Here is a 12,586-nt window from a genome sequence, read left to right on the forward strand (position 1 = left end):
AAATCGCACTTGCGGAGGGGCAAAGTTGCGACAAAGCAGGGGCCGGTGCGGCCAGGAGCGTCATGCATTTTGACGGCCTCGATCTCAATCTGCTGGTAGCGCTCGACGCGTTGTTGAGCGAACAGAGCGTTACGCGCGCGGCATCGCGGCTGTGTGTCACCCAACCCGCGGTCAGCGTCGCACTCCAAAAGCTGCGGGTTCAGTTTTCGGATCAGTTGCTCGAGCGTGTAGGGCGCCGGATGGAACTTACACCGTTCGCGCAAGATCTTGCCCTACCGCTCAAAGGTCTTCTGCATCAGGTCAGAACACTCGTCGAAAGCCGGTCTGGCTTCGATCCAATAACTGATACACGTAATTTTCGGTTGTTGATGTCCAATTCGATCGCAAAAGTTTTTGGCGTGCCAACTCTACGCGCCCTGCGTAAAGTGGCTCCCAATGTCCATTGCCAGATCGACATTTTTGTCGCGCCAAATTTACTGCGTCGTTTGCAGGATGGCGAAATCGATTTGTGTATCCAGACATTTCAGTCTGGCGTGTGGGATGGTGGCGCAGATCTGCAGTCGTTCTCACATGAAATGCTGATTTCTGACCATTACGTCTTAATCGGCGATCGCAAAAATTTTCAATTGCATAGCAATCTGAGTTTTGACGATTTTTGCAAAATTGATCACATAGAGACCCGTTTTTCCGGTAATTTGGTAAGCCTGCCGGAGCGTCATCTCAGCAACATGCCGCGGCGACCGAACTCGCCCATTGTCGTGCCAACGTATGATCTAGCAATTGAGGCTGTAGTTGGTAGCGATATGACCGCCATTGTGCCTAGCAGAGTCGCCAAGTCCGCGGCGCTCGCAGATCAGTTGACGATCATTGAGCCTCCATTTGCCATTGGTCAGCTTGAACAGAGCATGATGTGGCACAAGCGATACGATAACGATCCCGGGCATTTGTGGCTCCGGAATTTCTTTGCCGAGTTTGCCAAGGCCAATATTTCAAATGATATCTGAATAGACTGCGATTCCGCGCTTGAGCTTTGGCAGGAGCTTAGGAATAAACTACAAAAATACTGCCCATAAAAACAAACCATTTCTGACATCTCGGACGCCCATCTACGATCATCCAATTAGCTAGCGCGCGGCGTTTCGCAGCTAGCTCAAAATAAATTCCAGTTAATTCCGTAGGTTGTGAACCTCGGAACACTTGACTGGTTAGTGGATGAGAGGATGAAGGCGTGAGTTCTGAACACCCGATTACCGCCGCTTATGCCTGCCTTACATTTGAGGCGGCGCAGGCCGCGCTTACCGCTGGGGTGGCTGCTGCAAAGAAGATAGGTGTCCCAATGGGGCTGGTCGCAGTTGACCGGGCTGGGCACATTGTTGCTTCGTCACGGATGAATGGCGCAAGCGCGATGACCTTGGACATCGCCTTCAAAAAGGCCTGGACATCAGCTATGGCGTCCGCTCCGACGGCGTACATTCTGAACTTCGTATCTAGCGATCAGGGCTCGGCAATTTCGATGCCGCACCTCGCCAATTTTTCGGTGATTGCGGGTGGCGTTCCGGTCATGGTTGATGGCGCCTGTGTCGGAGCTGTTGGAGTAAGCGGCGCTACGGCTGATCTTGATTTGACGGTTGCCGAAGCCGCTGTCTCTACCTTGGTGGCTTGACGCGCATGTTTGCTGAAAACTGGCAGGTTTCGCCGCGCGTCCATGACGTTCGATCAGAGCTCGACGTCAAGATCATCATGTCGGACGGCGTTCGAGTTGCGGCGCAGATCTTCCGACCGGCTGGAGCGGGTCGATTTCCGGCGCTCCTTGGTGTCCATGCCTACGACGCGGCAATGCAGTACACACCGTCGCGGCCGCAGGCGGTCCAAGGTCGCAATGCGCAGGCCGAAGCCGGCGACCCGCAGTTCTATGTCCGCCGCGGTTATGCCCATGTCATTCTGAACGCCCGTGGCACGGGCCAATCCGAGGGTGAATATGCCCACTACAGCCCCAGGGAGGTCCAGGATGTTGTAGAGGTCATCGCCTGGATGGCTGAGCAGGACTGGTGTGACGGGAATGTCGGCATGTTCGGTGTCTCCTATTTCGCAGTCTGTGCGAAACAGGTTGCTGCGCGAAATCCACCGGCTCTCAAGGCGGTGTTTGCTCCATATGGCTACACGGATTTCTATCGCGACAAATTCTATCATGGAGGGATACTCGCCCACAGCTTTTTGACTAACTGGTCCAAACACCTTGCCGGGGTGCGGGTCCGCAGTTGGTCAAAAGAGGGCTTGGGCGACGACGAGTACAATATCCGCTTGGCGGCATTGCGTACGAACCCAGATATAATGGCCGTTCCGGAGCTCGCTGCGGCGGTCAAGGCACCCGACAGTGGCGCCAATCCCCTGATTCTTGATGTCCTACTGAACCCGCAAGACGGTCCCTACTGGCATGAGCGCAATCCCTGTCTCGAAGATATTCGGGTGCCGATCCTGATCGGATCATCGTGGGATATGTACTTCCTGCATCTTCCCGGTGAATTCCGGGCGTGGGAAAAGATCACGGCACCCAAAAAGCTGATCGTTGGCCCCCCCGTCTATCTTGATCGACCGGTGTACCAATATGCTTTTGAATCTTTGCGCTGGTTTGATCATTGGCTGAAGGGCAACGACACGGGCTATATGGATGAGCCTGACGTGCGCGTATTTGTTGTTGGCGGCGACGGGTCATGGAAGACCAGCACCGCCTGGCCCCTGCCCGAAACCGTCTGGCACCCGTTCTATCTGCATGGCGGCGGCCTGTTGAGCGAACACGAGCATTGGCCCTGCGAGGGCGGATCGAGTTACGAGGACAACAATTACAACGCCCGCACCGGCGTAAGTTTCGCGACGCCGCCGTTGGTCGAACGCACCGAGGTGATCGGACCGCTGACAGCAACGATTTATCTTTCGACCAATCAGCCTGAAGTGCTGCTGTTTGCCACACTTTGGGATATCGATCCTGACGGGGTTCGCCGCCTGCTGACGCGGGGCTGGCTGAAGGGATCGATGCGCAAGACCAATCCGGAACTGTCCCGGCCATGGTTGTGGCATTATGATTTCACGGATCCCCAACCGGTCGATACGACCAGACCGCAACGGTTCGATATCAATCTGGTGCCAACTGCCAATGTGTTCCAGAAGGGGCACCGGATTGGCCTGCGCATCAGTTCCGCTGACCAGGATCCTGCGGGTAGCCTGTTTGACATTGTCGGGCAGGGCCACTTGCTGCAGCAGCAGCCGTCATGGGTTACGGTCCATCACGATGCTGAGCATCCATCGGTGCTGAATGTGCCAGTAACAGGTGGAAACCGAATCGGCACATATATGTCCGGTGGCAGTGGGGCTGGCCGCATCGTCGGCGCGAGCGCACCAGCCGCGGGAAACAGCATCTCATGGGATGGTTGGTGATGACCAATCAATACGCGCAACGTGCCCGCTCTTTGCGGGGTCTGATCGAGAGCGAGGCTGCAAAGCCAGAGAACGCCATGACGATGTCCCCGGTTGTCGGCGATGCATTGCGCGAACAAGGTTTGTTCTGGTTGCTGGTGCCGGAATCGCTTGGGGGCAGCGATGTCTCCACAGTGACTTTCATCGAAATGGTCGAGGAATTGGCGAGTTCCGACGCGGCAACGTCGTGGTCGTTGATGGCCAATTCGGTGGCAACGATGGTGGCGGCGACCTACAGCAGTGATGCCCATGTCAAGCGCATGTTTGGCGGTGATCGGCTTCCGATCATGACGTCGACCTATGCACCTACAGGCAAAACAACGTTTGCCGACGGGTTCTATCGCTGTTCTGGCACGCACAGTTGGGGAACCGGTATCGGCCATGCCGACTGGGTTTCGGGCGCAAATGTGGTGTTTGAAAACGGCGAACCGGTCGTGCAGGCCAATGGCAAACCCAAAGTGGTTGGTGCCTTCCTGCACAAGGATCAGATCAGGCTTGCGGGCAACTGGGATGTCGTCGGACTACAGGCGACCGGCAGCTTCGACTATGAGGTGCCCGAGCAAGACATTCCGGCCGACTGGACTTTCAATCAGTACTGGACCGAGCCGCAGCGCCCTTCGAAGTCGGCCAACCTTGGCACCATGGTTGTCGTTTGCGCAGGACATACCGCAGTTGTGCTCGGTATCGCGCGGCGTGCGTTGCACGAGGCGGCCGTGACGGCATCAAAGAAAAAGCGCCTCCATTCAGCCGACTGCATCGCTAGTACTCCGGTGTTTCAGAATGATTTTCTGCAGCACGAGGCGCTGTTTCAGGCTGCGCGTGCGCTTACGCTCGATGTCTTTGCCGAAGCCGATCGGTTGGCAGAAACCGGAGAAGCCCTGTCTGAGCTACAAATCCAGCGAGTTCGTCAGGTGACGACCTGGACGCATCAGGTTTGCAAAGACATCGTGAACTATGCCTTTGGTTCGGTATCGTCTGCGCTCCGCAACCCCAGCATGCTGGGCAAATGTCTTTCAGATGTCGCTGTTGCCGCTCACCATATCGTAGCGGGCCCCATGTCTCTGATCGACGCTGCGCCTCAAATTATCGACAGCTGGGCAATCGATCGGATGCCGTGGCCAGGGGAGCAGAGCGTGGCCTGCCCTGAGAAAATTCGAATTGAGGAATTTACAAAATGACGACCGCAAAACCTGAAAAACGGCACAAAAAGGACATCAGCTTGGCCATTATTGGCGCAGGCATGGGCGGCATACTGATGGCCATAAAGCTGAAAGAGGCCGGTTTTCACAACTTTGTCATTCTTGAAAAGGGCGATCGCGTAGGCGGGACATGGCGGGAAAATACGTATCCAGGCCTGCATTGCGATTTCCCATCGCACTTCTACAGTTATTCTTTCTTTCATAACCCGAACTGGTCGCATCGCTTTTCGTGTGGGCCAGAAATCAGGGACTATTTCGAAAGCGCTGCCCACGCGTTCGATGTTCACGATTCTATCCGCTTCAACAGCAAAGTGGTCGATGGACGCTGGGAACAGGATCGCTGGACAGTTACGCTGGAAGGGGGGGAAACCTTTGCCGTCGATATGCTGATCGCTGCGACTGGCTATCTGCATGTCCCCAAATTCCCGGACATCGAGGGGGTCGAAAGCTTCTCTGGTGCCAAGTTCCATACGACACAATGGGACCATTCGCTTGCACTCGAAGACAAGAGGATCGGGATAATTGGTACAGGTTCGACCTCAGTCCAGCTTGTTTCCGAACTCGCGGGCAAGGTCAAGAAACTCACGGTGTTTCAGCGCACCGCTCAATGGGTTTTACAGCAGGACAACCCGGCCTATTCAGATGAAGAACGGCGGGCTTTCGCCAGCGATCCTTCGCTGCTCGATGCACTGTACGAAGAAATGAAGGCCGAAATGGTTCTTCTTGCTGATGGCGCAGTCTTGGGCGGTAACGCGGAGGCGCGCGCATTTTTGGTAGCGAATGCCGAGGAGAATCTGGCACGGGTTAAAGATCCTGAACTTCGCAGGAAGCTGACACCGGATTACGAGCCAGGGTGCAAGCGCCTAGCGATGTCGCCTAACTTCTATGAAGCCATTCAGCATCCAACTTGAGAATTGGTGGCGGAAGGGATCGTGAGAGTTGAACCTGGTGGCGTGCGCACGGTGAACGATGCGCTGCATGAACTCGATGTTCTGGTTCTGGCGACAGGGTACGACACCCAGGCGTTTTTCAGACCGCTTCGGTTGACCGGTGAAAATGGTCACAAGATCGAGGACATCTGGAGCGAGCGGCCGGTCGCGTTCCGCACCATGACGGTTCCGCACATGCCCAATTTCTTCATGGTCGAAGGTCCGTTCAGCCCGATCGGTAATGTCTGTGCCATTCTGACCGCCGAATTGCAGGTCGCGCATATCATCAAGCTGATCAACATCGCTATCGATCAGGGCGTTGCTCTTGCACCGCGTGAGGACGCTGCGCTTGCCCTGCTGGATACCTATCGTGATGGCGCCCGAAAGACGATTTGGGCGACTGGTGGCTGTGCCAGCTGGTATCAGGATGCTGAAGGGGTTCCGACACTATACCCCTTTCCCAATCAGGTTTTTGAAGCCGAAATGACCGCCGAGCCGGATCTGGACGAGTACGTTCTCACTCCGATCCACGTGATGGCTTCATCGTGAGCGACCGGCTCGCCGGCAAGGTCTGTGTGATCACCGGAACTGGTGGCAGCATGGGCGGCGCCGCTGCGCTGATGTTTGCGCGCGAGGGCGCGCAGATTGTTGGTTGCGACGTCAATCCGGATACCGCACGCGCTTGCGTCGATCGAGTGCATGCAGCCGGAGGCGCGATGGTGTCTTTGGAGCCTTGCGACCTTCGGGAACCGTCTTCATGTGAGGCACTCGTGGCCTTGGCTCTGGAAAGCTTTGGCAAAATCGATGTGCTTTTCAACAATGCTGCCGATGCCAATGTCGGCTGGATAGAAGACCTTACGCACGACGCCTTTACCGCGACGATCGACGCCGAAGTCAACATCGTTTTCAACCTCACCAAGGCCGCTTGGCCGGCGTTGAAAATCAACGGTGGATCGATCATCAACATGGCATCGGTCTCGGCGTGGATGACCTACAAGGTGCTGCCCGGCCTCGCGCATTCGGCAGGCAAGGGCGCAGTCCTCTCGATGACCCGGCACCTGGCGCTGGAAGGCCGGCATCACCGCATCCGGGCCAACTCGCTGTCACCCGGGCTGATCGAGACTGGAGCGACCAAGGCGCTTTTGGCGATGCCCGAATTTGCCGAAGTGATGATCGACAAGATCATGTTGGGGCGACCAGGCCAACCCGAAGAAGTCGCAGCTGCGGCGCTTTTTCTCGCTTCGGACGAGAGTAGCTTCATGACGGCCGCCGATATCCGCATCGATGGCGGCACCACAGCCTGGTAAAAATCTATCCGTGGGGGAATGAAAATGGCGGTATTGGGCATTGTCGGAATTGCACTTCAGGTTCCGGATATTGATGCAGGCACACAATTTTACATTGATGCCGGGCTGGAGGCTCATGCAGAAACTGAACGGGTAAACCTGACGTGTTCGGGAAGCATCGTCCCCAGCGTGACGTTGTCGCAGTCGCAAGGACCGATGCGACTCCATCATGTCGTGCTGCGGGCCGACGCGCTGGACGAGGTTGGAATGTTGGTGCCGCTCCATGGCGGCAGGTTGGTCGGGGCGCCGGCCGGTTTCAACGCGGATGGACTGTGGGTTGAGGATCCCCACGGGGTTTTGTTCCATCTCGTCGATGTCGAAAAGCCGTTGGAAAAGCCTGTTGAGCCACCGTTTGCGATTAACGCACCTGGGCATATCGTCAGAATCCGACGCGCGGCAGTCTTGCCGGTGAGCCGCACCCCGCCAGCACGGCCACGGCGCCTCGGGCATGTTGCGTTGTTCTCGCCCGATGTGATGGCCAGCCTCGAATTCGTTACAAAAGCGTTTGGCATGGGCCTGGCGGATCATGTCGACGACATTATCGCCTTTTGCTGTGCGCGCCGCGACAGCGATCACCATGTCCTGGCCTTTGCAAAATCGCCCGGAACCGGCCTGCATCACACAAGCTTTCAGGTCGCGGACCCGGACGAAGTCGGCAGGGCAGGGCAGGCATTGGCCGAAAAGGCGGGCAAGGGGCATTGGGGCTTTGGTCGACACACCATCGGTTCAAATTTTTTTCAATATATTCAAGATCCTTGGGGGTCATGGTTCGAATATTATTCGGATATGGATTTCATAGACGACTACTCCCTGTGGCAACCGACCAACTACGCGATGGAGGATGCTCTGGCCAGTTGGGCTCCGCCGGTCCCCGCTGATTTCGTCCACAATTATCAGGTTGAAGAACCAGCGTGACCTGCGCTGCCGATCGGACACCCGATCGAGACGTTCTCGGTGTCGGTCCCCAAAAGGCGCCACCCTCAGCCGGTGCTTATTAGAAGCCGACTACGGCGCAATAAATATAAGCCTTCAGGAGTTCAATTATGAAGATTGCCTCATTTGACGCTGGTGACGGTCCCGAAACCGGAGTGGTCATCGGTGATCGTATTCATTCCACCGGAATTGCCGGTTCAATGATCGACCTCATCGAACAATGGGCTCAGATCAAGGAGGCCGTAGCAGCCAATAGCCTGCGTGATCCAGGCCTCGCACTAGACGAAATACGCCTGCTCGCGCCAGTCGAACGGCCTGGCAAAATATTCGCAATAGGACTGAACTATGCAGACCACATTGCGGAAAGCGCGATGGGAACACCGGAACAGCAGGTCTGGTTCACCAAGGCCGTAACTTCGATCAACGGCCCTTACGCCCCTGTGTTGATCGCGACTGGCGCGCCCAAGGTCGATTATGAAGTCGAACTCGTTGCTATCATCGGCAAGCGTGGTAAGTATATTTCCCGGCAAGATGCGCCAGCCCATGTGTTCGGTTATTGCGTGGGTAATGACGTGACCGAGCGGGCATGGCAGCACGCGACGTCGCAGTGGTCGCTGGGTAAATCGTTTGACACCCACGGACCGATCGGCCCCTGGATCACGACAGCCGATGAGGTCGGGGACCCCCATACGCTTGATTTGCGCTGTGTTGTCAACGGAGAGGTGCGCCAGTCGTCCAATACCCGCAACCTGGTTTTCAATCTGTGGGAACAAATCGAGCATTTGTCTCACGCCATGACACTTGAGGCGGGCGACTTGATCTTTTCGGGAACTCCGGGCGGCGTGGGTGCGGCGATGAAGCCCCCGCGCTTTCTGAAGCAGGGGGATGTGGTTCGTTGCGAAATTGAACGGCTTGGTGCGATCGAGGCAGTTCTCAAGGATGAGGACCAGCGATAATGTCCAGACACGATTGCGATGTCTTGATTGTTGGTGGAGGTCCGACCGGCATCACGCTTGGACTGTTTCTGGCATCTGCCGGCCTTTCGACGATTATCGCCGAAAAGGAACAGGATATTTATCCGCTCCCTCGCGGCGCGCATATCGACCACGAAACCGTGCGTATCCTGCAAAACGTCGGTGTAGCTGATCAGGTCATGGCTACCAGCAAGCCAGGTGGTCGATACGATTTTATAAACGCCGAAAGGCAGGTGCTGCTCAGATTCGAATGGACAGCACCGGGTGCGTCGGGCTGGCCAATTTCCAATATGATCCACCAACCGTCACTCGAAGCCGCCCTTCGTACACGGCTGGCTGCTGCAAGCGGGACAACCCTTCACGTCGAATGGACATTCGTGTCCATGCAGTTTGGCAACGACGGTGTCACCGCCAACTTTGCGACGCCCGACGGTCCAAGATCAGTACGGGCACGCTATATCGTGGGCGCCGATGGGGCCCGCAGTCCTGTCCGCGATGCCGCCGGGATCGAGGTCGACGATCTCGGCTTTGACGAGCCATGGCTGGTTGTCGATACCATCGTACATGATCAATCGCGATTGCCAGATCGCAATTTGCAGCTTTGCGACCCCAATCGTCCGACCACGTGCGTCATGATGGGCGAAGGCCGCCACCGTTGGGAATTCATGATCAAGCCCGGCGAAACGGCCGACGAGGTACTTGACGACCAGTTCATCGCCAACCTCTTGAAACCCTGGAACGTAGAAGGCGCTGTCAGCATCGAAAGGAAGGCCTTTTATCGTTTTTACGCAAGGGTGGCTAAGCAGTGGCGAGTCGGGCCAGTTTTGCTGGCTGGCGATGCGGCCCATCAGATGCCGCCGTTCGCGGGGCAAGGCTTGTGCTCGGGCCTGCGCGATGCTGCCAACCTGTGGTGGAAGTTGGCTGATGTCATCAAAAATGGAGCGGATGACGCGGTTTTGGACGCCTATCAGCCCGAACGTGAGCCGAATGTCCGCGGTATCATCGACATGGCGATCCTCATGGGGCGTACCGTTTGTGTTACCGATCCACAGGCTGCCGCAGCCCGCGATACGGCGATGTTGGCTGATCGTGCGGCAGGCAAGAGCCCGGATGGAGAGACCAGCTACCCGCCGATTAGTGCAGGCAAGATCCTAGTCGAGAGCGCCGGAGCGGGAACCTATTTCCCCCAGCCATGGTCGCAAGATGGGTTGGACACAAAGCTTGATGACGTAACCGGTTCAGGCCCTGTGCTATTCGTGCGCAGCGGCGCACCAGTCGTCGATCAGAGCGGTCTGCCGGTTTTTGACCTTGCTGACCCCGCAGTGGCCTTTGCCCGCGACGAGCTAGAAGCGTGGCTGTCGCTCCATAACGCATCATCGGTCCTGGTCCGCCCGGATCGGTACGTTTTCGGTACTGGCGAGCCAAACCAACTAGTCGAAGCCTGGACCCGATGGCAGGCAATAGCGTCCGGAATGTCTTCGAAAACCTGAGTTAGGAATCCAAGTGAACCAAACATCATCCGCATCATCGAGCACTTTAAAGCGTGTCCTTGTCGTCGGTGCGACCGGCTTTCTGGGACGGAAGATACTCGAAAATCTGTCGCAAGATCCTGGCGTTTCGGTGCTAGGCATGTCGCGCAAAGGCGCGCCAGCCGATGCAAAGCTAGGCACGGAATGGGTGCAAGGGGACATGATGGACCCAGCTTCTCTGGACCGTGCTTTGCAGGGTGTGGACGTGGTCGTCAGTTCGGCAAACGGATACATGAAGGAAAGCATCAAGGTTGATTTTCAGGGCAACAGCAACCTTGTTGAAGCTGCTGCCAGGGCCGGTGTGAAGCGGTTCGTTTTTCTGAGCATCGTCCGCTGCGAGGACGCGTCAGATGTTCCGCATTTTCATGCCAAAAAGGTCGCCGAAGACATGATTAAGGCTTCTGGCGTGCCTTATGTTTTTATCCGTGCTCCCGCCTTTCTCGATCAAAGTTCGGACTATATCGCTGATGCTGTGAAGGCCGGTAAATTTTATGCGGTGGGTGACAAGACCACGCGCTGGTCCTATGTTCTAACCGATGACTTGGCTGTGTATCTGGCCAAGGCAGCCTCCTGGCCGGGCGATGAGATCGTCAATCAGGCGATTGACGTCGGCTGGCGCGACGGACCGAAAAGCCAGCAGGAAATCGCGACCATTATTTCGCAATTGACGCACAAGCGCCTTAAGATGTGGGTCGTGCCGTGGGTCCTCTTCCGAGTGCTCGTCCGGCCGGTCAGGCTCTTTTCGGAATTGGGCTTTGATTTGATGCGCATGTTTCTCTTTTTCGGCCGAGGTAGCTTCGTCTCCGACATTACCCGGCATGAGCGCTACTTTGGGCCGGCTCCGACTGCGCGAGATGCCATAACCCGCTGGGCGAAGGCAAAAAACCTTATCTAAGCAACGTTCATTCGGTCGCGTCAGACGGCACAAAGCTTAGCCGAAGCTGGTCAGCCGGGAGGTAAGTTGTCGTGGGAGCGACAGCAATGCCAAGGCCCTGAGTAGGTCACAGCGATACCTATGAGGAGATATGGGCGTGGCACACCCCTATAATATCGAGATGCTGCGCAAGTCGGCTGCGCGCAAGTTACCGCGCCCCATTTTCGACTACATCGAAGGAGGGGCCGAGGACGAGTCGGCCTTGCGACGCTCGACTGGCGCCTACGATCAATACCAGTTGCTGCCGCGCGCGCTACAGGACGTTTCCAATCTTGAGCTTGGAACGAGACTGTTCGGCTGCGAAGTCGCCTGGCCGCTGATGCTCGGACCCACCGGGTTGACACGGCTGTTCCACCGGAATGCAGAGCTTGCGGTTGCCCGTGCAGCTGGACAAGCCGGGTTACCCTATTGTTTGTCGACCCTCGGCACGACGACGATAGAAGAGGTTGCGCAAAGCGCACCCGGACCAAAGCTCTTTCAAATCTACATTTTCAAGGATCGTGGCCTGACCGTCGAGTTCGTGGACCGGGCCCGCGAGGCAGGCTATAGCGGCCTTGTCCTGACTATAGACACGCTGATGTCCGGAAAAAGGGAACGTGATCGCAGAAACGGATTGAGCCTTCCACCCCGTCTTACACCCCGCAGTTTCGTCGATTTCGCGCTACGACCCGCTTGGTCGATACCAGCGTTGTTCGGTCGCAAGTTCGATTTCGTCAACCTCGCTCACCGCGTTGAAGCGCTGTCGGCGGCGCCGACATCGCTCTACCAATATGCCGACAGCCAGTTCGACCGCTCCCTTACCTGGAAGGATGTTGAATGGCTGGCACGACAGTGGGACGGGCCGCTTGCAGTCAAAGGTATCCTGACTGCCGATGATGCCCGTCTCGCTGGGGAATCCGGAGCAGACACTGTCATGGTCTCGAACCATGGCGGTCGTCAGTTGGACGGTGCTGCAAGCCCGATCGATCAGATCGGCCCCATTGCTGATGCGGTATCCGGGCGCCTCACTATTATCTGCGATGGGGGCATCCGCCGCGGCGAGCACATCGCAAAAGCACTGGCACTGGGCGCCGATGCTTGTTCGATAGGCAGGCCGTATCTGTATGGGTTGGCAGCAGGAGGCGAACGAGGTGTCTCGTGTGCGCTCAACATTTTGCGCGAAGAATATGAGCGTACTTTGGTGCTCATGGGCGCCTCGGGGCAGGCTGCGCTATCCAGATCGATGATTTCCCATCGGCCGATCAAACCATGAGGCCATCAAGCGGTTGAAA

12 protein-coding genes are annotated in these 12,586 nt (G+C 56.8%); all 12 read left to right on the forward strand.

Features of this window, described 5'->3' with window-relative positions; all coding sequences use genetic code 11:
* The first annotated feature begins 62 nt into the window (after nt 1-62).
* The 12 genes from CFE35_RS15285 to CFE35_RS15340 all read left to right on the forward strand — a co-directional run bounded on the left by CFE35_RS15285 (nt 63) and on the right by CFE35_RS15340 (nt 12,567).
* Nucleotides 63-1,004 (forward strand): LysR family transcriptional regulator, encoded by a 942-nt coding sequence (locus tag CFE35_RS15285; protein WP_292931779.1) that lies wholly within the window; start codon nt 63-65, stop codon nt 1,002-1,004.
* A gap of 224 nt (nt 1,005-1,228) precedes the next feature.
* Nucleotides 1,229-1,663: a heme-binding protein gene (locus CFE35_RS15290; protein WP_292931781.1), complete on the forward strand. Its 435-nt coding sequence runs from the start codon at nt 1,229-1,231 to the stop codon at nt 1,661-1,663.
* Between the two features lie 5 nt (nt 1,664-1,668).
* Nucleotides 1,669-3,432, forward strand: a complete 1,764-nt coding sequence (locus tag CFE35_RS15295) for a CocE/NonD family hydrolase (protein WP_292932024.1) — start codon at nt 1,669-1,671, stop codon at nt 3,430-3,432.
* The gene (locus CFE35_RS15300; protein WP_292931783.1) at nt 3,432-4,649 is read left to right on the forward strand and encodes an acyl-CoA dehydrogenase family protein; all 1,218 of its coding nucleotides are present in this window, start codon (nt 3,432-3,434) and stop codon (nt 4,647-4,649) included. The genes CFE35_RS15295 and CFE35_RS15300 overlap by 1 nt, the downstream gene beginning before the upstream one ends.
* On the forward strand, nt 4,646-5,581 hold the full coding sequence (locus tag CFE35_RS15305) for an NAD(P)/FAD-dependent oxidoreductase (RefSeq protein WP_292931784.1): 936 nt from the start codon (nt 4,646-4,648) through the stop codon (nt 5,579-5,581). The genes CFE35_RS15300 and CFE35_RS15305 overlap by 4 nt, the downstream gene beginning before the upstream one ends.
* 51 nt (nt 5,582-5,632) lie before the next feature.
* A complete protein-coding gene (locus CFE35_RS15310; protein ID WP_292931785.1) occupies nt 5,633-6,148 on the forward strand; it encodes a hypothetical protein in 516 nt (171 codons plus the stop codon).
* Nucleotides 6,145-6,906 (forward strand): SDR family NAD(P)-dependent oxidoreductase, encoded by a 762-nt coding sequence (locus CFE35_RS15315; RefSeq protein WP_292931786.1) that lies wholly within the window; start codon nt 6,145-6,147, stop codon nt 6,904-6,906. Before CFE35_RS15310 ends, CFE35_RS15315 begins: the two co-directional genes overlap by 4 nt.
* Before the next feature lie 18 nt (nt 6,907-6,924).
* Entirely contained in the window at nt 6,925-7,860 is a 936-nt protein-coding gene (locus tag CFE35_RS15320; protein WP_292931787.1) for a VOC family protein, read from the forward strand.
* 128 nt (nt 7,861-7,988) lie between these two features.
* Nucleotides 7,989-8,834: a fumarylacetoacetate hydrolase family protein gene (locus CFE35_RS15325; protein WP_292931788.1), complete on the forward strand. Its 846-nt coding sequence runs from the start codon at nt 7,989-7,991 to the stop codon at nt 8,832-8,834.
* Nucleotides 8,834-10,342 carry a bifunctional 3-(3-hydroxy-phenyl)propionate/3-hydroxycinnamic acid hydroxylase gene (locus CFE35_RS15330; protein ID WP_292931790.1) on the forward strand — a complete coding sequence of 503 codons (1,509 nt, stop codon included), beginning with the start codon at nt 8,834-8,836 and terminating at the stop codon, nt 10,340-10,342. Before CFE35_RS15325 ends, CFE35_RS15330 begins: the two co-directional genes overlap by 1 nt.
* Nucleotides 10,343-10,355: 13 nt before the next feature.
* Nucleotides 10,356-11,276, forward strand: a complete 921-nt coding sequence (locus CFE35_RS15335; RefSeq protein WP_292931792.1) for an SDR family oxidoreductase — start codon at nt 10,356-10,358, stop codon at nt 11,274-11,276.
* A gap of 136 nt (nt 11,277-11,412) precedes the next feature.
* Nucleotides 11,413-12,567, forward strand: coding sequence for an alpha-hydroxy acid oxidase (locus tag CFE35_RS15340; RefSeq protein ID WP_292931794.1), 1,155 nt, complete (start codon nt 11,413-11,415; stop codon nt 12,565-12,567).
* The last annotated feature ends 19 nt before the right edge of the window (nt 12,568-12,586 follow it).

This window comes from Novosphingobium sp. PASSN1 (assembly GCF_002278815.1).

Coding starts and splice junctions, on each gene's coding strand:
- CFE35_RS15285 (WP_292931779.1), top strand. CDS start 63: ATGCATTTTGACGGCCTCGATCTCAATCTGCTGGTAGCGCTCGACGCG.
- CFE35_RS15295 (WP_292932024.1), top strand. CDS start 1,669: ATGTTTGCTGAAAACTGGCAGGTTTCGCCGCGCGTCCATGACGTTCGA.
- CFE35_RS15300 (WP_292931783.1), top strand. CDS start 3,432: ATGACCAATCAATACGCGCAACGTGCCCGCTCTTTGCGGGGTCTGATC.
- CFE35_RS15305 (WP_292931784.1), top strand. CDS start 4,646: ATGACGACCGCAAAACCTGAAAAACGGCACAAAAAGGACATCAGCTTG.
- CFE35_RS15320 (WP_292931787.1), top strand. CDS start 6,925: ATGAAAATGGCGGTATTGGGCATTGTCGGAATTGCACTTCAGGTTCCG.
- CFE35_RS15325 (WP_292931788.1), top strand. CDS start 7,989: ATGAAGATTGCCTCATTTGACGCTGGTGACGGTCCCGAAACCGGAGTG.
- CFE35_RS15330 (WP_292931790.1), top strand. CDS start 8,834: ATGTCCAGACACGATTGCGATGTCTTGATTGTTGGTGGAGGTCCGACC.